This is a genomic window from Sphingomonas abietis (assembly GCF_027625475.1).
Lineage (GTDB): Bacteria > Pseudomonadota > Alphaproteobacteria > Sphingomonadales > Sphingomonadaceae > Solisphingomonas > Solisphingomonas abietis.
Genome location: NZ_CP115174.1, coordinates 370088 through 391143, shown reverse-complemented (window position 1 = coordinate 391143; position 21056 = coordinate 370088). Strand labels below are relative to the sequence as shown.

The following is a 21056-nucleotide window of genomic DNA, read 5'->3' as shown; positions in this document are numbered from 1 at the left end:
CTTCCTGGATCGACCAGCGGATCAGATCCTGACGGTCCGCGTCCTCGATCTTTTTGGGGGCGTCACGGCATTGGCGCGGTATCGGATCACCGCCATCATGGCGAAGGCGAGCATGACCAGAGAGACGTGGCGATGCCAGCCATGCCACGAACGGCTTTCGTTATGATCGAGGCCGAGTTCGTTTTTGGTGGTCTCGAAGCTATCTTCAATCGCCCAACGACGGCCTTCGACAGCGACGAGTGTCTGGATGTTGGTGCCGGCCGGGCACCAGGTCGTGAAGTAGGCCAGGTCACCGTCGCTGATGTTACGGCGGATCAGCAGGCCCCGGGTCCACACGCCTGATTTCGTCTCGTCATATTCATCGGCATCGAGATCGGCGAGCTCGCAATATGCCCAGTCATGAAGACGGGCGCCCTTTGTGCCCTCACCAGCGGACAGGCGTTTCCATGCGTCTGCATCGAGGTCTTGTGCGATCTCCTCCGCCTTGCCTGCGACCGGGGGCTTGTCGCCCCAAGAGCCAAAATAGTGATCCGACTTCACGCCGAGAACGTAGCCCTTGCAGGCTCGACGCAGGGCCTGCTCGACGTCACCGACCCCATATACGGCGTCCGCCGCGACCCATGAAAATGGGACCTTGGCCGCCAAAGCCCGCTGTATCATCTGAACAGCCAAAGCCGGCTTGGTGGCGAAGGCTAACGCTTCAGGGACATGGGTTGCGGCAAGTCGTGCGGGATCACCCGTCCAGCTCTTTGGAAGATACAAAGCGCGATCGATAAACGCGTGCCCGCGAGCCGATACATAGGCCACGAATACACCGATCTGGCAGTTCGTGATCTTGCCAGCCGATCCGGTATATTGACGCGCAACGCCACAGGAAGCCTTGCCTTGCTTGAGGAAACCGGTCTCGTCGATGACCAGGACTGCCTCGTCGGTCGCAAGGCTCTCAACAACATAGTCTCGTACGATGTCGCGAAGCTCGTCTGCCTCCCATCGCCCGCGGCCCAAAATAGCCTGTTGCCGCCAAGGCCCCGGATCCCCTGCAGCCTCGGCGCGCATCCAACCCGTCTTGCGGCGCTCGTCACTCAGCAAGCCGTCCAGAAACAGGTTCGCAGACGCCGCAACGCGCTCCTGCGTGAACAACCCGCGCATACGGCTCTTCACGTCCCGCAGCGAGGACGCCCACAACTCCAGTGTCGCTTCTATCGATGCACCCGTCATCCACGGCCTCCTTACCATGGAGACCTATTGATTCAGAGTTCCGCTTGATATGCAACTGTAATGCTAGCCCCGTCGCCTGCCGGCCAAGCCGCTTCCGCTAAGGCTTTCCCGGGCCTATCGGGCCGGACGGTTTCCCAGCGGCCTCGTCGATCGGGACGATCTCGATCTCGACCCGCCGATTACGGGCACGGCCAACCGGATCATCGCTACCGTCCGGCATCGCGTTGGGGGCGATCGGCCGATCTTCGCCAAGGCCCACGAGTGTCATCCTGCCGCGCGCTATGCCCTGCCCCGCCAGATAGGTCGCGACCAATCGCGCACGACGCAGCGAGACAAACCGATTGCGGCGGTCGCCACCATGCGAGTCGGTATGGCCGCGGATGACGATGCCGTCGGTCGTCGCGGACAGGCGGGCGATCAACGGTTTGAGCAATGCGAGCTGCGCATCGTCGAGCGCGACACCCGGCTTGTCGAACGGGATCGTGATCACCGTCGGCAGGGGCGTCGGCGGCACCGGGGCAGGTGGTTGCACCGCAGGCCGCATGATCGACCGGGGCGCGGGCCGGGGCGCGGCTCTGGCATCGTCCTGCGCCTGCAAAACCGCCTTTCCGGGTGGAGAATCCTTCACGCGATCGCACCCTGCCGTTCCCAGAACGAGCAGGAGTATCGAGGTCGTTTGGCGCCGCATCATGCCGCTCCCTGATCTGACAATGACATCGTGGCTGCCTTGCGGCTACGCTTCGCCCGTTTCGCGTCCACCGCATCCGGGTCCGGTGGCGCGTAGGACAGGACGATATCGCCGGCCTCCGGCAACGGCCGCGACACATGGGTGAAAAAACGGATCACGCCGTTGGGGCGCAGCAGCAGCAGCATGTCGGCGCCATCGGGCAGCACCGATTTGAGCGCGTCGAAATCGAAATGCTCGCTGATCCGCGTCTTGCGGAAGCTCCAGCCGTCGCGTTCGCGCTCATCCAGTTCGGCGATGCCGGTGCCGGTGTCGAACAGCGAGCGCCCGCGCAACGAACCGGAGAGCGCATGAAGCTCGTCATTGGATTCGCCGCCCAATTGATACACCGCGTCGCGGCCGAGTTCCGGCACGAACTCGCTGCACACCAGCGCATTATAGGCTTCGTTGTCCGTCGCCGCGACCAGCGCCTGGAAATGGCTGAAATCGAGATGATGCTCGGTCGCCTCGGCGAGGATCTCGCCATGGAAGGTCGGCACGCCATCCTGATGCGGCCGCCGCAAGCGCTGGAGGCTGGTGTCGGCGAGCATGATCGGCACCGCCATCTGCCCCAGCTGCTCCGCCAGCGAGCGGCTCCAGCTGGTGCTCCCGACGATCAGCAGGCTCCGCCGGCCACCGCCGGTCAGCCCGAGGAACCGCGCGACCACGCCGGCGCTGAAACCGTGGCAGACGACGGTCGCCACCACCAGCGAGAAGCTGATCGTGACGAGCGTGCTGCCATCGCTGTATCCCAGCTCGTCGAGGCGCAGCGCGAACAGGCCGGAGATCGCGACGGCGACGATGCCGCGCGGCGCGATCCACGCGACGAACAATCGCTCGCGCCACGGCACCCGGCTGAAGGCGAGGCTGACGAAGACCGCCGCCGGCCGCACGAGAAACAGCAGCGCCATGACGAAGCCCAGAAAGCGCCACTCAAACCGTTGCAGGGCCGCGAAATTGAGATTGGCCGACAGCAGCACGAACACCCCGGAGACGAGGATGACCGTGATATTCTCCTTGAAGGGATGGAAATCCCGAAAGCTCGCCAATTTCATGTTGGCCAGCGCGACCCCCATCACCGTCACCGCGAGCAGCCCGGTCTGGCCCTCGATCATGTTCGAGACCACGAAGGTGCCGATCACGGCGACGAGGAGGACGGGCGCCTTCAGATATTCGGGCACATGACCGCGCGGCAGCAGCCAGCCGATCGCGAAGGCCACCGCGAGACCGACCAGACCGGCGACGAACGCCGCGCCCAGCAGGGCGATGGCCACGCCCGCGATGCTGCCGCCCTGATCGGCATGGCGGAGATATTCATAGGTGACGACGGCACAGAGCGCGCCGATCGGATCGTTGACGATCGCCTCCCATTTGAGGATCGCGCGTGGCCGCGGCGCCAGCGAGATCTGGCGGAGCATCGGCAGCACCACCGTCGGCCCGGTCACCACCAAGATGCCGCCGAGCAGGATCGCGACCGGCCAGACCAGGCCCGCAATATAGTAACAGGCGATCGCGCCGAGCGCCCAGCCGACCGGCACGCCGATCAGGGCCAGCCGCAATACCGCGCCTTCGGTGCGGCGCAATTCCCGGAAATCGAGGCTGAGGCCGCCTTCGAACAGGATCACCGCCACGGCGAGCGAGATCACCGGCTCGAGCGCCGGCCCGAAGGCCTGATGCGGCTGCACGATGCCCAGCACCGGCCCGGCGAGGATGCCCGCGACCAGCATCAGCGCGATCGCCGGCCAGCCGGTGCGCCAGGCGACCCACTGGGCGCCGATGCCGAGCAGCCCGACCAGCGCGATGGTGATGGCGACGGTGTTCATCCCACTCTCCCCATGTGGCGGGATATCGCGCCGTCAGCCGGGCGGGGGCCCGGGCGGGACGCCGATCCGGTCAGGGCGCCATGACGAGGCTCCGGCGCGAAGGATAAGGCATTGGTCTTCTGGGTCATCGGGACATCCTGGATCACCCTGCGCCGATGGATCGCGGCCCATGAACAGGGCCCCGAACATCGGGCAGCGTGGCGTTTTCGGCCATATCCGCTCCCGCTGATCGATCCGGTTTACCCGATTATCCACTCCAGACGAAGGCTCGCCTGCTGCGCTGCGGCATAGAAGGCGAAGCGGCCGATGACAAGCGAACGCCGCCATCCGCGCAGTCTGGTGACGGCTATTGCCGGGCGATCCGCCCTACGCCATCCCACGGACGACACAGCGAAATCCGATATGCCCGGTCGATGAGTCGATCATCTGGGCGAGCCGCGCCGCCGGCCGATAGCGCCGGCAATAATGGGCCGCGCACAGATGCGATCCGCCCTTGAGCACCTTGCGGCCGATGCGGAGCACCGGCATCGACGGATCGAGGCTGTCCTGCTCGCGACCGCCCCTCGGATTGTTCGGCACGCAGCAGCTCCCCTTGGCCTTGCGCGCGATCCGGGGCTGGGCGAACCAGTCCGCCGTCCATTCCCAGACATTGCCGATCATGTCGTAGAGGTCGTACCCGTTGGGTGCATAGGTGCGCACCGGAGACGTCCGCTCCCAGCCGTCGAGCAGCTGGTTGGCGAACGGGAAGGCGCCCTGCCAGTAATTGGCGAGCATCGCGCCGCCGGGGGCCAGCTCCGATCCCCAGGCATAGTCGGCCCCGTCGAGCCCGCCGCGCGCCGCATATTCCCACTCCGCCTCGGTCGGCAGGCTCTTGCCCGCCCAATCGGCATAGGCCTGCGCGTCGGCATGGGCGATATGGACGACCGGATGGTCCTCGATCCCCGCGAGGTCGCTGTCGGGGCCGAGCGGATGCCGCCAGCAGGCGCCGAGCCGGAAATGCCACCATTGGTTGGGATCGCCGAGATCGACCGGCCCGCGCGTCGGCTCGAACACCAGGGAGCCGGGATGGGCCAGCTCGGCCGGCAGATCGGCATAGACGGCGGGGTCCGGCGCGACCTCGGCCACGGTGCGATAGCCGGTTTCGGCGACGAAGCGCGCGAACGCCCGGTTGGTGACCGGTGTCTCGTCGATCCAGAACGGATCGACCCGCACCCGGCGGACGGGCGCCTCCTCGCGGTAGAAGCGTTCCGATCCCATCAGGAATGCACCACCATCGAGGTGGCGCATACCGTTCAGGTCGGCGGTGACCGGCCTATCGTTCATCATGCGCGTATATCAGGGCTTGTACCGCATCGGGTCGTCAGTCTCGCGATAGGCGTCGGTGGCGAGCGGCAGATAATCGTGGCTCAGCGCCATCCAATTGTCGAGCCGGTTGCGCAGATCGACCTCGATCGCCTTGTATGCGGGCTTCCCCGCGAGATTGTTGAATTCATAGGGATCCGCCTGGATGTCGTAGAGCTCGAAGATCGGGCGCGGCCGCTGGAAATAGAGCCGCTCGAACAAAGGCGACAGCGTCTTCGCCTGATGCGCCTCGACGATCGCCTTCCACGCGCCCGTCGCCCGCTCCTCGTCGCTGAGATGGACCGCGGGCAGTACGTCGATGCTGTCCGAGGTGATCTTTTGCTGTTTGGGATCCAGGAAGCGGCCACCCTGATCGACCGGCGAATAAGGCTGCGAAGGCATCGCATTGTAGATCAGCTTGTAGCGCGGCCCGGTGATCGCACGCATGTAATCGACACCCTCGGACACGGTGAGGCTGCCCGGATGCTCACCGCGTTCGGTGAAGATATAGTCGTGCCCCGGCCCGGCCGCGCCCTTAAGCAGCGGCACGAGGCTGAGCCCGGTCATGTGCGAATCGGCGTTGAGCCCGGCCGCCTCGACGAAGGTCTCGGCGAGATCGATGCCGCTGACCAGCGCCTCGCTGCGCGAACCCGGCTTCACCACGCCCGGCCAGCGGATGATCAGCGGGACATGGTTGCCGCGCTCGTACAACGTGCCCTTGCCGCGATACATGGATTCGCCATTGTCGCCCATGAACACCACGATCGTGTTGTCGGCAAGCCCGCGATCCTTCAGCAGCTTCATCATCGCGCCGAACTGGCGGTCCATCGTCCGGATGTCGGCCAGCGATCCGGCATAATCCTCCCGCACGGCGGGAAGATCGGGCCAGTCCGGCGGCAGGGTCAGCTTGCTCGCATCGATGTCGCGATGGTCCGACACGAACGGGCGATGCGGCGTGCTGAATCCGAAATAGAGGAAGAAAGGCTTGCTGGCCGGCACCTTGTCGAGCGTCTCACCGAGCTGGGCGGTGATCGCGGCCGGCGTCATCGTCTTGGTGCCGTAGACGTTGACATAGTCGAACCGATCCTCGAGCCGGGTCATGCCGCTGTCGCGCAGCGCCTGCTTGACGTGCGGCGGATCGTCCTCGCGGCCGCCGAGATGATGGTTGCGCGCATCGAGACCGACCCAATAGCCCGACGCGCGCAGGATGTCGGAGAAGTAGCGCACGTCGAGCCCGGCCGGCTCGGCGAAGCGGGTGATGCCGATATCGACCGGGTTGCGCCCGGCGAAGATCGAGCCGCGCGACGGCGCGCATTGCGGCGAGGTCGAATAGGCATGGTCGAAGCACATGCCCTGCGCGGCGAACGCCTCGAAATTGTTGGTGACGTTGTTGGCATCGAGGTCGCGCGAGGGGTGGCAGCCGTCATGCGGCACGCTGTTGTCGTCGGACAGGATGAGGATGATGTTGGGCCGGGCCTGCCCGACGGGGGCCGCCGTGGCTCGGGCGACCGCGGCGGCCTCGACCGGCCTCGCGATCGCCAGCGGCGTCGTACACAGCGCAAAGGCGCAAACGCTGCGCGACCAGAAACGACCTATCATACGCTTACTCCATCGTTGCGGATCAGACCCCGAACGGTGTGAAAATCCCGGTGGGTTCGGGGCGGCGTCAAACGCCGACCCGAACACCGAAGCTGAAATACCGCCCGATCTCGTCGGCGAACGGCGCCGCCGGATAGATCAGGCCCGGGTTGGACGAACTGGCCTCGTACAGCCCGCCATGGACGTTGAACGCATTGTTGACGTTGAGGAAGACACTCAGCGGATTGTTGCGGACGTTGAACGTGTAGGCGAGGTTGAAGTCGGTCTGCACATAGGCCTTGGAAGCCGGCTGCGCGACGATCAGCGTCGGGTCGGCGCTGTAGTGGAAGCCCGAGAAATAACGCAGCGTCACCGCCGCATCGATGCCGGAGACGCCATATTCGAGCGTCGTCGCGATGCGGTCGACCGGCGCCAGCGCGGTGCCGGCGGCGTTGGTATAGATCGCGCCCGGCAATTGCTGGCTCTTGAGCACCGGCTCATGCGTCCACTGGACATGGATGTTGGCATTTCCCGGAATGACCCGCGTCGCCTCGGCCAGGTTGATCGCATAGTCGAACCCCACGACCACGCCCCGCGCCTCGACCTTGGCGATATTCTCATTCTCCTTGATGTTGGCGGTCGGCGCGTTGGCGGCGCTGGTATCGGTGATCGGGTTGGGTCGAACCGCCAGCGCGCAGAGCGGCGAGCTGCCGCCCGATGCGATGCAAAGCTTCTCCACCGAGGCGGTCAGCCCCGAAACCGAACCGATCGCATTGTCGATCTTCACGTCGAAATAGTCGGCCGAGAGAGTCAGGTTGCGGAACCAGCTGGGCTGATAGGTCGCGCCGACGGTGGTGTTCCGCGCGATCTCGGGCTTCAGATTGGGATTGCCCTGGCTGATGTTGAGGATCTGCCCGCTCGATCCGGTCAGATAATCGGTATAACCGGAGATCGTCGCGGCCCTGCCCTGATAGAGATCGTACAGGGTGGGCGCCCGGATATCGCGCGAGCGCGTGGCGCGGACGTTGAGCCCCGGCGCCACGTTCCATTCCACACCGACGCGCCAGGTCTGCACCGAGCCGCTGGTGCTGTAATGGGTGAAGCGACCGGCGGCGCTGACCGACACCAGCCGGGCCAGCGGCAGATCGCGCAGCACCGGCACGTCGAGCTCGAGATCGCCTTCATAGACCGACTGCGCGCCATAGGTCGGCGCGGTGATGTTCTTGGTCCACAATTGCAGGCTCGTCGGCACCGTCTTACCGTTGGCCCCGACGCGCAGATCGGTCGCGTCGAACGTGTTGTCGTCGACCGACGAGGTCTCGCGCAGCGTCAGGTGGCGATATTCGGCGCCGGCGGCGACCCTGACCGGGCCGGCCCACCCCTCGAACAGCTTGCCGGTGATGTTGGCGCCGACATCGTCCATCACGTTGGTGGCGGTCCAGCTGGTGTCGCCGTTGACATAGTTGATCGCCGCCTGCGACGCGCTGTTGGCGCCGAGCACGTCGAGCGGCACGCAGCCCGGATAGGCACCCGGATCGGTCAGCGTGACGCGGCAGACGATGTTGCCGCTCGACGGATCGCGCACCGCATCCAGCGCCGCATAGAGCCGCTCGGTGTTGGTGTTGTTGGTGGTCAGCTGCGATGTCTTGCCGACGCCGTGGGTGTAGAACACATCCCAGTCGAAACCGCCGAAGATCTTGCCCTCCAGCCCGGCCGTCACCGAATAGGAGGTGGTCTGGTCGTGCAGGCCGAGCAGATTGCCGAAATCGGCATTGTAGCGGTTGAGATTGAAGCTCGATGCGTTGGCGGCGGTCAGTTCGGCCTGATATTGCGGCAGCAGATAGGCGTTGCCGCTGTAGATCGTGATCGGGGTCGAACTGGCCGTGCTGATCAGGTTCTGCTCGTGCGAGACGGTGTTGGTGCGCGAGAAGCTGCCCTGGACATAGGCCCTGGTGTCGCCGCCGAGATCATAGTCGAACCGGCCGAAGATCTGCGCGGTCCTGAGCGAGGGCAGCAGGTTCGATGGCGTGCGGTAGGAACCGTCGCCGCCCACCGAGATACCGGCACTCTGCGTGACCGTGCCCTTGTTGAAAGGCGCCAAGGTGCCGTCCGGCAGGAATTGCTGGCCTGCGAACGGCCCGTTGGTGACGAGGCCGCCGAAGGTCGAATTGTTGAGGCGAGTGTCGGTCAGCTGCGCATAGGGGCTGGCCGCGGTGCCGGTGCCGACGATCGAGACGGCGGACGTGCCATAGGCGCGCGGCGTCGCGGAAATGCCGTTGCGGCGATAATATTCGCCGCTCCACTCGAAATGGCCATGCTCGCCGACCTTGAAGCCATTGGCGACGCCGACGCGGAACGAGCCGCCATCGCCATAGGTCGAGACCCCGCCCTGCACCTGGCCCTTGATGCCGTCGAACGACTTGTCGATGATGAAGTTGGCGACGCCGGAGACCGCATCCGAGCCATAGACCGCCGACGCGCCGCCGGTGACGACCTCGACGCGCTTGACCAGCAACTGTGGCAAGGTGTTCACGTCGACCGTGCCGTCATAATAGGTCGAGGCGACGCGATGGCCGTCCTCGAGGATCAGCGTGCGGATCGGCCCGAGGCCCCAGAGGTCGAGATAATTGCCGGTCGGCTGGTAGCCGCCGTCCGACGCGCTGTCGCTGCTCTTGACCGGCTGGAAGATCGGCAGCTTGGCGAGCCCGGCGGGCAGGCTTTCCGGGCTGAGGATCGACAGCTGCTTGTCGGTGACGGTGGTGACCGGATTGGGACCACCCTTGCCGTTGCGGATGCGCGAGCCGGTCACCACGATCTCGGCGGACGTGTCCGCGACCGCAACGGCGGTTTGCGGCACCACCGTCGGCTGGACGGTTGGCGCGGTTGGCGCCGCTGGCGCGCTCGTCTTGCCGCCATCAGCGACCGTCGCCGCCGCTGCCGGCACCGCCTGCCCCGCATCCTGCGCGAGCGCCGGCCCTGCCAGCGACCATGCCAGCCATGACGACAGGATCGTCCCGCCGAGCCATCGCCCGGATCGCGCGCGCGGCGCGTTGCGCGTGGTGTCTGTCGTGGTAGCGTTATAGTTTCGGCTCATGGTCGCGGTCTGCCCCTTATTTGCAAACCCCACTAGCCTAGTTGTGTACTAGGCTATCAAGATCGTCTCTCTTCGCCGCAATGAAGCTCAGCTTTCCGCCATTTTTGCGGGGTCGCCGCCGGAATCCGGAGCGGCGCGCGATCCGAAAGCGCCTGTTCTCATCGGGATGGAGCAGGCGGATCGTTCACAAGATGGCGATCGAGCAGACGGAATTGCGACGGCCGCAGCGCCCGGCGCGAGAAATGGGCGGCGCGCACCGCGCCACGAAAATGATCGACGCCATTGAGCCGGGCACCGATCGACGCCCGCCCCGGCCCCTGCGGGGTGAAATCAATCGCCGCCGAAGCCTGCAAATGCCCGTTCAAGAACGATCGATAGATTTGCCCGTCATAGCTCTGCGCGACATGATGCCATCGCCCGATCGGCCATAGCATCGCGGGCATCATGAGCGGCTGCTTGTAGCCGGGGCCGGTCACAAAGGCATCGAGATACCAGTTCTCGCCGACCACCCGGATTTCGAACATCATCCTGGTCGCGCTAGTCCCCGGTGGATCGGTGGCCGCGTCGCAGGATTCGAGGTGGAACCAGCGCTGCTGGAACGCGCCGCCGTCCGGCCGGAACAGCGCTTCGAAGGTGAACCTGCCCGCACCCGCGAGCGGATGACGATCGACCAGCAGCGCATCATGCGTGCCGTCAAAGGCCATGGCCGGCCCCCAGGGGCTCGGCGTCAGGCCGGGCGATCCGATCGACCGAACCGGCATCCCGCCGACATCATCGAGCGAATCGAACGTCCAGCGCTCCCCCGCCTTTCCCGCCGTCTTCGCTGCGACGGCCGCCGATGGACGCAGGCTCATCGCCAGCGGAAGAAACGCCCCCACCAATTGCCGTCGATCGATCATATGCGCCGCCCATACCCACTCGCATGCCGGGTGAAGCCGCCCGGCGGAGGCCTATCCCTCCTGCGGTGGCGGCCTCCCTACCGGGCGAAGCGTAATTGTCTACTCATGTAGTAGAGATTTCTTGGCATGCCCAGATCGATCTGGCTATCCCCGTCTCCACCCGATCATAGCCGCAGGAGAGGGCCGATGACATCCAAGTTCGATGAGCTCATCATTCCGGGACTGTTCGACAGCGGCCCCGAGCACTGGCAGAGCCATTGGTTGCGAAACCGTCCGCAGGCGCTGAAGGTGGATCTCGGCGCATGGGATGATCCGACCACCGACCAATGGGTGGCGCGCCTCGATCGCGCGATCGCACGGCGGCGCCAGCCGGTATTCCTCGTCGCCCACAGCCTTGGCTGCCTTGCCGTCGCCTGGTGGGCACAGCAGGCATCGACCGACCGGCTGCACAAGGTCAAGGCGGCGCTGCTCGTGACGCCGCCGGACGTCGATCGCCCCGATGCGCATCGCCTTGTCCGGCGCTTTGCGCCCGCACCGGGAACCCGTCTTCCCTTCCCGAGCATCTTGGTGGCGAGCCGCTCCGATCCCCATGCCAGCTTCTCGAGCGTCGCCGATCTGGCGCAGCTCTGGGGGGCCAGGCTGATCGATGCGGGGGATGCCGGCCACATCAATGTCGAGTCGGGCGCCGACGACTGGCCCGATGGCATCGCGCTGCTCGATCGCCTGCGGCTCGATCATGCCCGGCACGCGGGATCGTCCCATGTCCGGGTGCCGGCCCGTCACCCCATCGGCAAAAGAAATCGCCCCGCATGACCGAGACCATCGACGCTGCCTTCCCCGGCAATATCGAGCGCACGATCGAGGACTTGCGTCATGCGCGGCAGGATTGGCGGGTCGCGCACGCCCGTCATGCGGAACTGGGCATTGATTTCCCCTCGCAATCCGCCCTGAAGCGGATCTTGCGCGAGCTGATCTCGGCCTTGTTTCCGCTTCGCTTCGGGCCGCCCGCGCTCACCGCCGCCAATGAGAACGCCTATGTCGCCGCCACGCTCGAGACGGCGCTGGACCAGCTGGCGGCGCAGCTGATCCTCGAATTCGAGCTGGCCGACATCGATGGGGAACAGGCCGAAGCCGCCGATCGGGCGATCGCGATCATCGGATCGCTCGCCGCGCGCCTCACCGATATACGGCGTCGGCTCGATGCCGATGTGCAGGCCGCCTATCGCCTCGATCCGGCTGCGAGCAGCGTCGATGAGATCCTGCTGTCCTATCCTTCGCTGATCGCCATCATCCATCACCGCATCGCCCATGCCCTGTATCGCGAAGGATCGCGGATCGTGGCACGGTCGATCGCGGAAATCGCGCACCGCCAGACCGGCATAGACATTCATCCGGGCGCCGCGATCGGGCCTGGGCTGTTCATCGACCATGGCACCGGCGTCATCATCGGCGAAACCGCGATGATCGGTGCCGACGTCCACATCCACCAGGGGGTGACCATCGGCGGGCTCGGCGGCGCACGCGACGAACGCCGCCACCCTGCGGTCGGCGACCGCACCGTGATCCTGCCCGGCGCGGCCCTGCTCGGCCCAATCGACATCGGCGCGGACGTGACCATCGACGCGAATATCGTTCTTCGCCAGAACGTACCAGCCGGAAGCGTCGTCCGGGCACCGATTCCGGACATTTCCGCCAGACCGGACAAGCCCTGACCGCCCCGTTATTCGGGCGGGCGCGCGATGGTCAGTTCGCTCGGGCCGCCACGCCCGCTGATGGCAAGCAATTTGCGGCTGCCGCACCACAATTCGATCCGGCGCTCACCGGCATCGGCCAGTGCCCGTTCGATCGCCTGATCATCGGAAAAGGACTGGAAATCCTCGACGTCCAGAATGGCGCCGGTGAGCGCGTTCATGCGATAGAGGCGGTAGGTGTCGGTCACAGATACAATACTTCTCAAGCGGTTTCCCGGCCAGATGGGGTCATCTGTCGATGAAGAAATCGCGGTAAAACAATTCACTGGAGCCATTGGCCCGATATAGCCGGATCGATGGCTCCAGTCGGGTGAGCGCCTTAGGGCGGCGCCGTCGCTGGGCCAAGAGAAGATCCGCATCCCCGATCCGGCACGATGCACCGACGGCGGACGTACGCATCGCCGCAGGCCGACCTTACCGCGAGTTCATGGAACCCGAAGCCGTCGCGGGGGTATTCCCCTCCCCAAGGAGAACCCCATGCGCCTCGCCATCACCATGCTCGCCGTCCCCATGTTGCTCGTCGGCGCCTCGCCGGCGCTGGCGAAAGGTTGCATCCGGGGCGCCGCGGCCGGCGGTGTCGCCGGCCATTTCGTCGGCAGGGGTCATGCCATCGCCGGTGCGGCGGTCGGCTGTGTCGTCGCACACCATCATTATGCCCAGCAGGCCAAGGCGCAGAAGGCGGCACGCGAGGCGCATCGTTGAGGATCGCACCCGATGAGCGCGCCGCGATCCTAGACGAGACGCATGCGCGCAAGATGGCGAGTTCGGTCCATGCCTATGTGCGTGGCAATACCGGGAATTTCTACCGATGGCTGGCCGAGATGCCGGCCGCCCGGCTGGTGCCGCCCGGCCCGGCGATCTGGATCTGCGGTGACTGTCATCTCGGCAATCTCGGTCCACTCGCCGACAGCGAGCGCAACATCGATTTCCAGATACGCGATCTCGATCAGACGGTGATCGGTAACCCGGCACTGGATCTGATCCGGCTGGGACTGTCGCTGGAAACTGCCGCGCGCAGCTCCGATCTGCCCGGCGTCACCACCGCCAGGATGCTGGAGGCGATGATCCGGGGCTATGGCCAGGCCATGCATCCGCATGATGACGGCGAGGCCTCGCCGGAGCCGGACGTCGTCCGCACGGTTCGGAAGAGGGCATCCGCGCGCGGCTGGCGCCATCTCGCCATGGAGCGGATCGGCGACGAAGAGCCGTCTCTCCCGCTCGGCAAGCGCTTCTGGGCGCTCTCGACGGAGGAGCGGCACGCCATCACCGCGCTCTTCGAAGACGAGGAGATTCGTGAACGCGCCCTCGACCTCGCCAAGGCCGGCAGGAAAGCGCGGTTGCGCGTGGTCGATGCGGCCTATTGGAAAAAGGGATGCAGCTCGCTCGGTCATCTGCGCTTTGCCGTCCTGCTCGGGATCCGGCGCAAGGGCGACAGGCAGGAATATCTTGCGCTGGTCGATATCAAGGAGGCCCTGCCCTCGGTCGCACCGGTCGCGAAATCCGCCACCATGCCGTCCGATCCGGGCGAGCGCGTCGTCGCCGGGGCGATGGCCTTGTCGCCCAATCTCGGCGACCGGATGATCGCCACCCACCTGCTCGGCCGCCCGGTCGTGCTGCGGGAACTGGCACCGCAGGATCTGAAATTGGAGGTCGGTCAATTTTCCCGTGGTGAAGCCGTCGAAGCGGGCGCCTATCTCGCTTATGTCGTGGGCCGCGCCCATGCGCGACAGCTCGACGCAGCGGGCCGGCAGGCCCTGGCGGAATGCTTTGGCCGGGATCGTGCCGGCAAGACCGAAGCCCCCTCATGGTTGTGGCGAACGGTGGTCGATCTCGCCGGCGCGCATGAGATCGGATATCTCGAACATTGCCGACGCTACGCGCGACTGAGCTGAGAATCCCCGCCCTGGCCGCACGATATCGGCGTGCGGCCAAGCTCATGATCGCAACCATGAAGTAGTGCCCGGCGGGGCGGCGGCGACCACCGCCGCGTCGTGCGCACCAATGCGCCGCCGTCAGGCCATGACGGGGCCGCCGAGCGCAGATGTAGGCCGCTTCGCTGCACGAGGCGGGCGATGCCAGAAACACGTCTCCCGACGGTCGACTGGAACGGCGTGGCGGGCACGGCCCCGCCGCACCCGCCGCGCGGCGAGGAGCTAGGCCTCGAAATCGAGGACGACGCGGCCCTGGATGTCGCCCTTGTGCATCCGCGCGAAGACGGTGTTGATGTTTTCAAGGCGCTCGGTCTCGACCGTCGCCTTGACCTTGCCCTCGCCCGCGAAGTTCAGCGCCTCCTGAAGGTCGAGCCGCGTGCCCACGATCGAGCCCCGCACCGTGATCCCGTTCAGCACGGTATCGAAGATCGGCAGCGGGAAGTCCCCCGGGGGCAGGCCGTTCAACGCCACCGTGCCGCCGCGCTCGACCATGCCCATCGCCTGACCGAAGGCCTTGGGCGAAACCGCCGTGACGAGGACGCCCTGCGCGCCGCCGATCGATTTCTTCACGAACGCGACGGGATCCTCCGCGCGCGCATTGACGACGAGCGATGCGCCGAGCTGCCTGGCCAGATCGAGCTTGTCGTCGTCGATATCGACCGCGAGCACGTTGCGCCCCATCGCCTTGGCATATTGCACGGCGAGGTGGCCGAGCCCGCCGATCCCCGAGATCACCACCCAGTCGCCCGGCTTGGTGTCGGTGACCTTGAGCCCCTTGTAGACGGTCACGCCGGCGCACAGGATCGGGGCGATATCGATGAACGACACATTGTCCGGGAGGTGGCCGACATAGTTCGGATCGGCGAGGACATATTCGGCGAAGCTGCCGTTGACCGAATAGCCGGTATTCTGCTGATCGACGCACAGCGTCTCCCAGCCGCCCAGGCAATGGCTGCAATGGCCGCAGGCGGTATAGAGCCAGGGCACGCCGACGCGGTCGCCCTCGCGGACATGCGTGACGCCCGATCCGACCGCGACGACATGGCCGACGCCTTCATGCCCCGGAATGAAGGGCGGGTTGGGCTTGACCGGCCAATCCCCGTCCACGGCATGGAGATCGGTGTGGCAGACCCCCGTCGCGGCGATCTTCACGACGATCTGCCCGGCGGCGGGCTCGGGAATCGCGACCTCCTCGATCACGAGCGGCTGTCCGAATGCGCGGACGACCGCGGCCTTCATCGTCTTGGCCATGAGGGCCTCCTTCTTGTGTGATCCTCTGCACCGGCCCGATGTCGCGGGCGCCGGCGCTCAGAAATGCGCGTCGATGTCGACGACATCGATGAGCTTGTGGTTGACGAACTCCTTGAGGCCGAGCCCGATCAGCTCGCGCCCATAGCCCGAGCGGCGGATGCCCCCGAACGGCAGGTCGGCCTCGACCTTGGTCGGGTGATTGACGAACACCATGCCGGTCGAGATGCGCGCGGCGACCTTGGCGCCATGCGCCGGATCGGCGGTGAACACCGAACCGCCGAGACCGAAGGGGGAATCGTTGGCGATCCGCACCGCATCGTCTTCGTCCTTCGCCCGGAACAGCATCGAGACCGGGCCGAAGAACTCCCAATAGCGCGCCGGATTGTCCTCGCCGACGTCGGTGAGGATCGTCGGCTGGACGAACGCGCCCTGGTTGGGCACCGGCGGCCCCACTTCCTCGGCCTTGGCGCCGAGCTTGACCGCCTCGCGAATCTTGTCCTTGATCTCATCGGCGGCGCCGCGCGACGACAGGGGCGCGAGCGTGGTCGCCGGATCGAAGGGATCGCCGGCGACGAGCCCGGCCACGCCGATGCGATAGCGCGCGAGGAAATCCTCATAGACCGGATCGACGATGATCATGCGCTTCGACGACACGCAGACCTGGCCGCCGTTCCAGTGGCGGCCGAACACCGCCCATCGCGTCGTCTTCTCCAGATCGGCATCGGCCAGCACGACGAAGGCATCGGCGCCACCCAGCTCCATGGTCGATTTCTTGAGCGCCTTGCCGGCCTGCGCGGCGACCACAGACCCCGCCGCTTCGGAGCCGGTCAGCGCCACGCCATGGACGCGATCGTCGTTGAGGATGAGCTCGATCTGCGTGCGGGTGGCGTAGAGGTTGCGGAACGCCCCCTGCGGCAGCCCTGCCTCCGCCATCAGCCGCTCGAAGGCGGCAGCGCATTGCGGGACGTTCGAGGCATGTTTCAGCAGCAGCGTGTTGCCCGCCGACAGCTGCGGCGCGAGGATGCGGGCGATCTGGTAATAAGGGAAATTCCAGGGCTCGATCGCGAGCAGCACGCCGAGCGGCTCATGGACCAGGGTGGCGTCGCCCTCGGCCGGATCGAGCACCGGCAGCTTTTCCGGAGCCAGCAGCGTCGCGGCGTTGCGGACATAATATTCGAAGATCTTGGCCGAGAGCTCGACCTCCGCCTTCGCCTCCGAAAAGAGCTTGCCCATCTCCAGCGTCAGCAGCTTGGCATAGCCGTCGCTGTCCCGCCGCAACAGGTCGGCCGCCTTCTGCAGGATCGCCGCGCGCTGCGCGAAGGATGTCTCGCGCCAGCCCAGGAAGGCCGTGTGGGCGGCGCCGAGCGCAGCGCGGACCTCATCGTCGGTCGCGTCCGCAAAGGTCGCGAGCGTGTCGCCGGTATAGGGATTGATCGTCGCATAGGCCATGATATCTTCTCCTGAAATGGGGGGCGTCGCCGGGATCAGGCGCCGAGATCCTTCACGGCCTGTACCATCCGGGTGAGGACCGCCTGCGCATCGCCATAGACCATGCTGCAATTCTCCTCGAAGAAGAGCAGGTTCTCGACGCCGGAATAGCCTTTGCCCTGGCCGCGCTTGATGACGTAGACTTGGCGTGCCTTGTCGGCATCGAGGATCGGCATGCCGTAGATCGGCGAAGACTTGTCGGTGCGTGCGGCCGGATTGACGACGTCGTTGGCGCCGATCACCAGCGCGACGTCGGTATTCGGGAAGTCCGCGTTGACCTCGTCCATGTCGAAGATGATGTCGTAGGGGACGCCGGCCTCGGCGAGCAGCACGTTCATATGGCCGGGCATCCGGCCCGCGACCGGATGGATCGCGAACTTGACGTCGACCTCGGCGGCCTGGAGCAGCTTGACCAGCTCGTAGAGCTTCTGCTGCGCCTGCGCGACGGCCAGGCCATAGCCGGGGATGATGATGACGCTCGACGCATAGCGCATCGCGATCGCCGCATCGCCGGCATCGCTCGCCTTCATCTCGCCATGCACCGCGGCGCCGCCCGAAGCCGCGCCGTCGCCGAAGTTCGAGAACAGCACATTGGCGAGCGACCGGTTCATCGCCTTGGCCATCAGCAGCGTCAGCAGCGTGCCGGCCGATCCCACCACCATGCCCGCGATCATCAGCGCGGGGTTTTGCAGCGCGAAGCCTTCGAGCCCGACCGCGAGCCCGGTGAAGGCGTTGTAGAGCGAGATCACCACCGGCATGTCGGCACCGCCGATCGGCAGCGTCATCAGGATCCCGAAGGCGAGCGCGCCGACGAAGAACAGGCCGGCCAGCCACGCCCCGTCCGGCCCGCCATGCAGCGCGACCGCGGCGGCACCGACCAGGACCGTGGCGACGAACACCGTAGCGTTGACCAGCCGCTGCCCGGCGAAGCGCCACGGCTTGGCGATCCGCCCGTCGAGCTTCGCCCAGGCGATGACCGATCCGGTCAGGGAGATCGAGCCGATCAGCGCGCCGATCACGGTCACGGCGAGCAGGAGCGGGCCGGTCGTCTCCTGCCCCGCCAGCCCAGCGGCCGCGATCGCCGCCGCCGCGCCGCCACCCATGCCGTTATACAGCGCGACCATCTGCGGCATGGCGGTCATCTCGACCTTGCCGCCGCGCCGCCACGCCCAGCCGCCGCCCAGTGCCAGCGCGACGAGCGCGAGCGCAAGGTTGGTCGCGAGATGATCGCGTGCCGCCACGTCGAGATCGAACAGGATGAGGAAGCTCGCCGCCACCGCGACGACCATGCCGACCCCGGCGAGCACGATCCCCGACAGAGCGGAAGCGGGCGACGCCATCCGCTTGAGGCCGAAGATGAACAGGGCGGCTGCGACGAGGCCGCTCAGGCCGGTGAGATGCTGGGCGAGCATGTTATTTCCCGGCCTTGCCGCTCGACTTGAACATCGCGAGCATCCGGTCGGTGACGACATAGCCGCCGGCGGCATTGGCCGCGCCGAGCGCGACGGCGACGAAGCCGGCGGCCTGGCCGAACGGGCTGGTCGCGGTGAGCAGCGCGTGGAGCGCACCGACCACGACCATGCCGTGGATGAAGTTCGAGCCGGACATCAACGGCGTGTGCAGGATCGACGGCACCCGGCTGATCACCTCATAGCCGGTGAAGGCCGCGAGCATGAAGATATAGAGGGCGATCAGCCATGTCATCGCGGTGTCGATGGTCATCGGGCGGCCTCCGTGGCGGCATCGGTGCCGGGTTCGAGCGCCCGGCGCAGCGCCTCGTTGGTGATCGCGCCGTCATGGACGGCGACCGTGCCGGCGATGACCTCGTCGGCGAAATCGAGCTGGATCGCCCCGTCCTTGACGATCAGCTGGAGGAGATTGAGCAGGTTCTTGGCGTAGAGCTCGCTGGCATGCTGGGCGAGCGCCGACGGCACGTTGAGCGGCCCGAGCAGCGTGACCGCGCCGATCGTGACCGTCTCGCCGGGCCGTGTACCTTCGCAATTGCCGCCCCCCTCGGCGCCGAGATCGACAATGACCGCGCCGGGCTTCATCGCCGCCACCTGCGCCGCCGAGATCAGGCGCGGGGCGCGCCGCCCCGGCACGGCCGCCGTGGTGACGATCATGTCGGCCTCGGCGATGTGGCGGCTGAGCGCGGCCTCGACCTGCGCCTTTTCGTCGTCCGTCAGCGCGCGGGCATAACCGCCCTCGCCGCGCGCATCGACGCCGGTGTCGACGAACTTGGCGCCGAGCGACTGCGCCTGCTCGCGCGTTTCCGGCCGGACGTCATAGCCCTCGGTGATCGCGCCGAGCCGGTGCGCGGTCGCCAGTGCCGACAGGCCGGCCACACCGAGCCCCATCACCAGCACCTTCGCCGCGCGCAGCGAACCGACCGCGGTGGTCATCATCGGCAGGATGCGCGGCATATGCACCGCGCCAAGCAGGGGCGCATAATAGCCTGCCAGCGCCGCCTGGCTGGAGAGCACGTCCATCGATTGCGCGCGGCTGATCCGCGGGATCGCCTCCATCGCGAAGGCGGTGATCCGCCCCGCCTTCAGCTGCGCGACGAGGGCCGGATGCTGCCCGCCGTAGAGCAGACAGATCAGGATCGCGCCGGGCTTCATCGCGGCGACCACGGCCGGCATCGGCGGCTGGACGGCGAGCACGATATCGGCGTCGCGCACCGCCGCCACGCCATCCGCTTCGCGGGGCACATCGCCATAGGCCTCGTCGGCGAAAGTCGCGGCGGCGCCGGCCATCGTCTCGATCGTGACAGCGAGGCCGAGACGCGCCAGCCGCGTGGCCACCGCGGGCACCATCGCCACACGCTTTTCGCCGGCGCTCGTCTCCTTGAGCAACGCAACCCTGATCGGCATCGAAAACCTGCCTGTTCCACACGGCCCAGCGTCGTTGTTTTTCAAACACTTCGCGCGTCCATTCAGAATAGACGGCGATCACATGGCCTGGACCGAACCTAGACGCCACGGATCGACTGCGATAATGAATTGATCGACTATATTTTAGTCGTCATTGGAATAGTTCATGAAATTCCGAACACTACGCGCCTTCATAGAGGTGGTTCGCCAAGGCGGCTTCTCACCTGCCGCGCGGACGCTGTTCGCCACCCAGTCGACCGTCAGCAAGGCGGTGCATCAGCTGGAGCAGGAACTCGGGACGCCTCTGCTGGAGCGCGGCGGTCATCGCCCGGTGCTGACGCCCGCCGGGGAAGCCGTCTTCCGGCGGGGCGCGAAGCTGCTCGCCGACCGTGACGATCTGCTCGGCGAACTCGACGAGATCCAAGGCATTCGGCGCGGCCTGCTCAAGCTGGGCCTGCCGCCGCTCGGCAGCAGCCTGCTCTTCGCACCGCTGTTCGCACGGTTCCGCCAGCGTTATCCGGGTATCGAAATCGAGCTGAGCGAGCATGGCAGCCGGGAATTGGAAGAGCGGCTGCGATCGGGTGCGCTGCATTTCGCGGCGGCGATCCTGCCCGTGGCGGCGGAGTTCGATTCGGAACCGATCACCCGGCAGACGCTGATGGTCTCGCTGCCGTCGGATCATCGGCTCGCCGCCCGGTCTTCGCTGCGCCTGACCGATCTGCGCGATACCCCCTTCATCCTGTTCGATCATGGCTTCGCCCTGCAGCGCATCGTCCTCGACGGCTGCGCGCGCCACCATTTCCAGCCCCAGGTCGCCGCACGCAGCAGCCAGGTCGATTTTATCGTGGAGCTGGTGGCGGCCGGTCTCGGCGTCACTTTTCTGCCCGCAATCATCGCCAGCCAGTTCCAGTCCCCTCAAGTCCGCCATTTGCCGCTGGACGAGCCGGGGATCGAATGGACCATGGCGATGGCCTGGCGACGCGGCGCCTATCTCAGCGGGGCAGCACAGGCCTGGCTCGATCTGCTGCGGGAATCGAAGGATCTGGCGCAGCCCGCGCAATAAGGCTGCCTGCCCGGCGACGGCG

General features: G+C 66.3%; 18 protein-coding genes. 5 read left to right on the top strand and 13 right to left on the bottom strand.

Annotated elements, in window-relative coordinates; genetic code table 11:
• Positions 1–21: 21 nt before the first annotated feature.
• From PBT88_RS01945 to PBT88_RS01915, 7 genes are all read right to left on the bottom strand, one after another.
• Positions 22–1236 (bottom strand): IS701 family transposase, encoded by a 1215-nt coding sequence (locus tag PBT88_RS01945; RefSeq protein WP_270075978.1) that lies wholly within the window; start codon positions 1234–1236, stop codon positions 22–24.
• A gap of 79 nt (positions 1237–1315) precedes the next feature.
• The gene (locus PBT88_RS01940; protein WP_270077569.1) at positions 1316–1750 is read right to left on the bottom strand and encodes an OmpA family protein; all 435 of its coding nucleotides are present in this window, start codon (positions 1748–1750) and stop codon (positions 1316–1318) included.
• 155 nt (positions 1751–1905) lie between these two features.
• Entirely contained in the window at positions 1906–3765 is a 1860-nt protein-coding gene (locus tag PBT88_RS01935; RefSeq protein WP_270077568.1) for a cation:proton antiporter, read from the bottom strand.
• A 366-nt stretch (positions 3766–4131) separates the two neighbouring features.
• The gene (locus PBT88_RS01930) at positions 4132–5052 is read right to left on the bottom strand and encodes a formylglycine-generating enzyme family protein (protein WP_270079140.1); all 921 of its coding nucleotides are present in this window, start codon (positions 5050–5052) and stop codon (positions 4132–4134) included.
• A gap of 48 nt (positions 5053–5100) precedes the next feature.
• The gene (locus PBT88_RS01925) at positions 5101–6705 is read right to left on the bottom strand and encodes a sulfatase family protein (protein WP_270077567.1); all 1605 of its coding nucleotides are present in this window, start codon (positions 6703–6705) and stop codon (positions 5101–5103) included.
• A 67-nt stretch (positions 6706–6772) separates the two neighbouring features.
• Positions 6773–9778 (bottom strand): TonB-dependent receptor plug domain-containing protein, encoded by a 3006-nt coding sequence (locus PBT88_RS01920; protein ID WP_270077566.1) that lies wholly within the window; start codon positions 9776–9778, stop codon positions 6773–6775.
• 158 nt (positions 9779–9936) lie between these two features.
• Complete coding sequence (locus PBT88_RS01915) at positions 9937–10656, bottom strand: LamG-like jellyroll fold domain-containing protein (protein WP_270077565.1); 720 nt, start codon at positions 10654–10656, stop codon at positions 9937–9939.
• A gap of 207 nt (positions 10657–10863) precedes the next feature.
• On the opposite strand from PBT88_RS01915, the gene PBT88_RS01910 reads away from it, so the two are divergent.
• Complete coding sequence (locus PBT88_RS01910; protein WP_270077564.1) at positions 10864–11490, top strand: RBBP9/YdeN family alpha/beta hydrolase; 627 nt, start codon at positions 10864–10866, stop codon at positions 11488–11490.
• Positions 11487–12389 carry a serine O-acetyltransferase EpsC gene (gene epsC, locus PBT88_RS01905; RefSeq protein ID WP_270077563.1) on the top strand — a complete coding sequence of 301 codons (903 nt, stop codon included), beginning with the start codon at positions 11487–11489 and terminating at the stop codon, positions 12387–12389. Before PBT88_RS01910 ends, epsC begins: the two co-directional genes overlap by 4 nt.
• 8 nt (positions 12390–12397) lie before the next feature.
• Here epsC and PBT88_RS01900 read toward each other — a convergent pair whose 3' ends face one another.
• Positions 12398–12616, bottom strand: a complete 219-nt coding sequence (locus PBT88_RS01900) for a hypothetical protein (RefSeq protein WP_270077562.1) — start codon at positions 12614–12616, stop codon at positions 12398–12400.
• Between the two features lie 289 nt (positions 12617–12905).
• Between PBT88_RS01900 and PBT88_RS01895 the strand changes: the two genes are divergently transcribed.
• Both PBT88_RS01895 and PBT88_RS01890 read left to right on the top strand, forming a co-directional pair.
• Positions 12906–13130: a hypothetical protein gene (locus tag PBT88_RS01895; RefSeq protein ID WP_270077561.1), complete on the top strand. Its 225-nt coding sequence runs from the start codon at positions 12906–12908 to the stop codon at positions 13128–13130.
• Complete coding sequence (locus tag PBT88_RS01890) at positions 13127–14320, top strand: DUF2252 family protein (protein ID WP_326521561.1); 1194 nt, start codon at positions 13127–13129, stop codon at positions 14318–14320. Before PBT88_RS01895 ends, PBT88_RS01890 begins: the two co-directional genes overlap by 4 nt.
• Before the next feature lie 261 nt (positions 14321–14581).
• Here PBT88_RS01890 and adhP read toward each other — a convergent pair whose 3' ends face one another.
• The 5 genes from adhP to PBT88_RS01865 are packed head-to-tail and all read right to left on the bottom strand — an operon-like array spanning position 14582 to position 19971.
• Positions 14582–15610 (bottom strand): alcohol dehydrogenase AdhP, encoded by a 1029-nt coding sequence (gene adhP, locus PBT88_RS01885; RefSeq protein ID WP_270077560.1) that lies wholly within the window; start codon positions 15608–15610, stop codon positions 14582–14584.
• A 57-nt stretch (positions 15611–15667) separates the two neighbouring features.
• Positions 15668–17059 carry an NAD-dependent succinate-semialdehyde dehydrogenase gene (locus PBT88_RS01880; protein ID WP_270077559.1) on the bottom strand — a complete coding sequence of 464 codons (1392 nt, stop codon included), beginning with the start codon at positions 17057–17059 and terminating at the stop codon, positions 15668–15670.
• Between the two features lie 35 nt (positions 17060–17094).
• Complete coding sequence (locus tag PBT88_RS01875; protein WP_270077558.1) at positions 17095–18510, bottom strand: NAD(P)(+) transhydrogenase (Re/Si-specific) subunit beta; 1416 nt, start codon at positions 18508–18510, stop codon at positions 17095–17097.
• A 1-nt stretch (position 18511) separates the two neighbouring features.
• On the bottom strand, positions 18512–18820 hold the full coding sequence (locus PBT88_RS01870) for an NAD(P) transhydrogenase subunit alpha (protein WP_270077557.1): 309 nt from the start codon (positions 18818–18820) through the stop codon (positions 18512–18514).
• On the bottom strand, positions 18817–19971 hold the full coding sequence (locus PBT88_RS01865) for an NAD(P) transhydrogenase subunit alpha (RefSeq protein WP_270077556.1): 1155 nt from the start codon (positions 19969–19971) through the stop codon (positions 18817–18819). Before PBT88_RS01865 ends, PBT88_RS01870 begins: the two co-directional genes overlap by 4 nt.
• A gap of 166 nt (positions 19972–20137) precedes the next feature.
• On the opposite strand from PBT88_RS01865, the gene PBT88_RS01860 reads away from it, so the two are divergent.
• A complete protein-coding gene (locus PBT88_RS01860; protein ID WP_270077555.1) occupies positions 20138–21034 on the top strand; it encodes a LysR family transcriptional regulator in 897 nt (298 codons plus the stop codon).
• Positions 21035–21056: the final 22 nt, after the last annotated feature.

Bases quoted from the DNA above. Each gene is read 5' to 3' on its own strand.
- adhP (WP_270077560.1), bottom strand. From the start codon at position 15,610: ATGGCCAAGACGATGAAGGCCGCGGTCGTCCGCGCATTCGGACAGCCG.
- PBT88_RS01910 (WP_270077564.1), top strand. From the start codon at position 10,864: ATGACATCCAAGTTCGATGAGCTCATCATTCCGGGACTGTTCGACAGC.
- PBT88_RS01945 (WP_270075978.1), bottom strand. From the start codon at position 1,236: ATGGTAAGGAGGCCGTGGATGACGGGTGCATCGATAGAAGCGACACTG.
- PBT88_RS01935 (WP_270077568.1), bottom strand. From the start codon at position 3,765: ATGAACACCGTCGCCATCACCATCGCGCTGGTCGGGCTGCTCGGCATC.
- PBT88_RS01870 (WP_270077557.1), bottom strand. From the start codon at position 18,820: ATGACCATCGACACCGCGATGACATGGCTGATCGCCCTCTATATCTTC.
- PBT88_RS01895 (WP_270077561.1), top strand. From the start codon at position 12,906: ATGCGCCTCGCCATCACCATGCTCGCCGTCCCCATGTTGCTCGTCGGC.
- PBT88_RS01875 (WP_270077558.1), bottom strand. From the start codon at position 18,510: ATGCTCGCCCAGCATCTCACCGGCCTGAGCGGCCTCGTCGCAGCCGCC.
- PBT88_RS01880 (WP_270077559.1), bottom strand. From the start codon at position 17,059: ATGGCCTATGCGACGATCAATCCCTATACCGGCGACACGCTCGCGACC.
- PBT88_RS01860 (WP_270077555.1), top strand. From the start codon at position 20,138: ATGAAATTCCGAACACTACGCGCCTTCATAGAGGTGGTTCGCCAAGGC.
- PBT88_RS01930 (WP_270079140.1), bottom strand. From the start codon at position 5,052: ATGCGCCACCTCGATGGTGGTGCATTCCTGATGGGATCGGAACGCTTC.
- PBT88_RS01925 (WP_270077567.1), bottom strand. From the start codon at position 6,705: ATGATAGGTCGTTTCTGGTCGCGCAGCGTTTGCGCCTTTGCGCTGTGT.
- epsC (WP_270077563.1), top strand. From the start codon at position 11,487: ATGACCGAGACCATCGACGCTGCCTTCCCCGGCAATATCGAGCGCACG.
- PBT88_RS01920 (WP_270077566.1), bottom strand. From the start codon at position 9,778: ATGAGCCGAAACTATAACGCTACCACGACAGACACCACGCGCAACGCG.
- PBT88_RS01865 (WP_270077556.1), bottom strand. From the start codon at position 19,971: ATGCCGATCAGGGTTGCGTTGCTCAAGGAGACGAGCGCCGGCGAAAAG.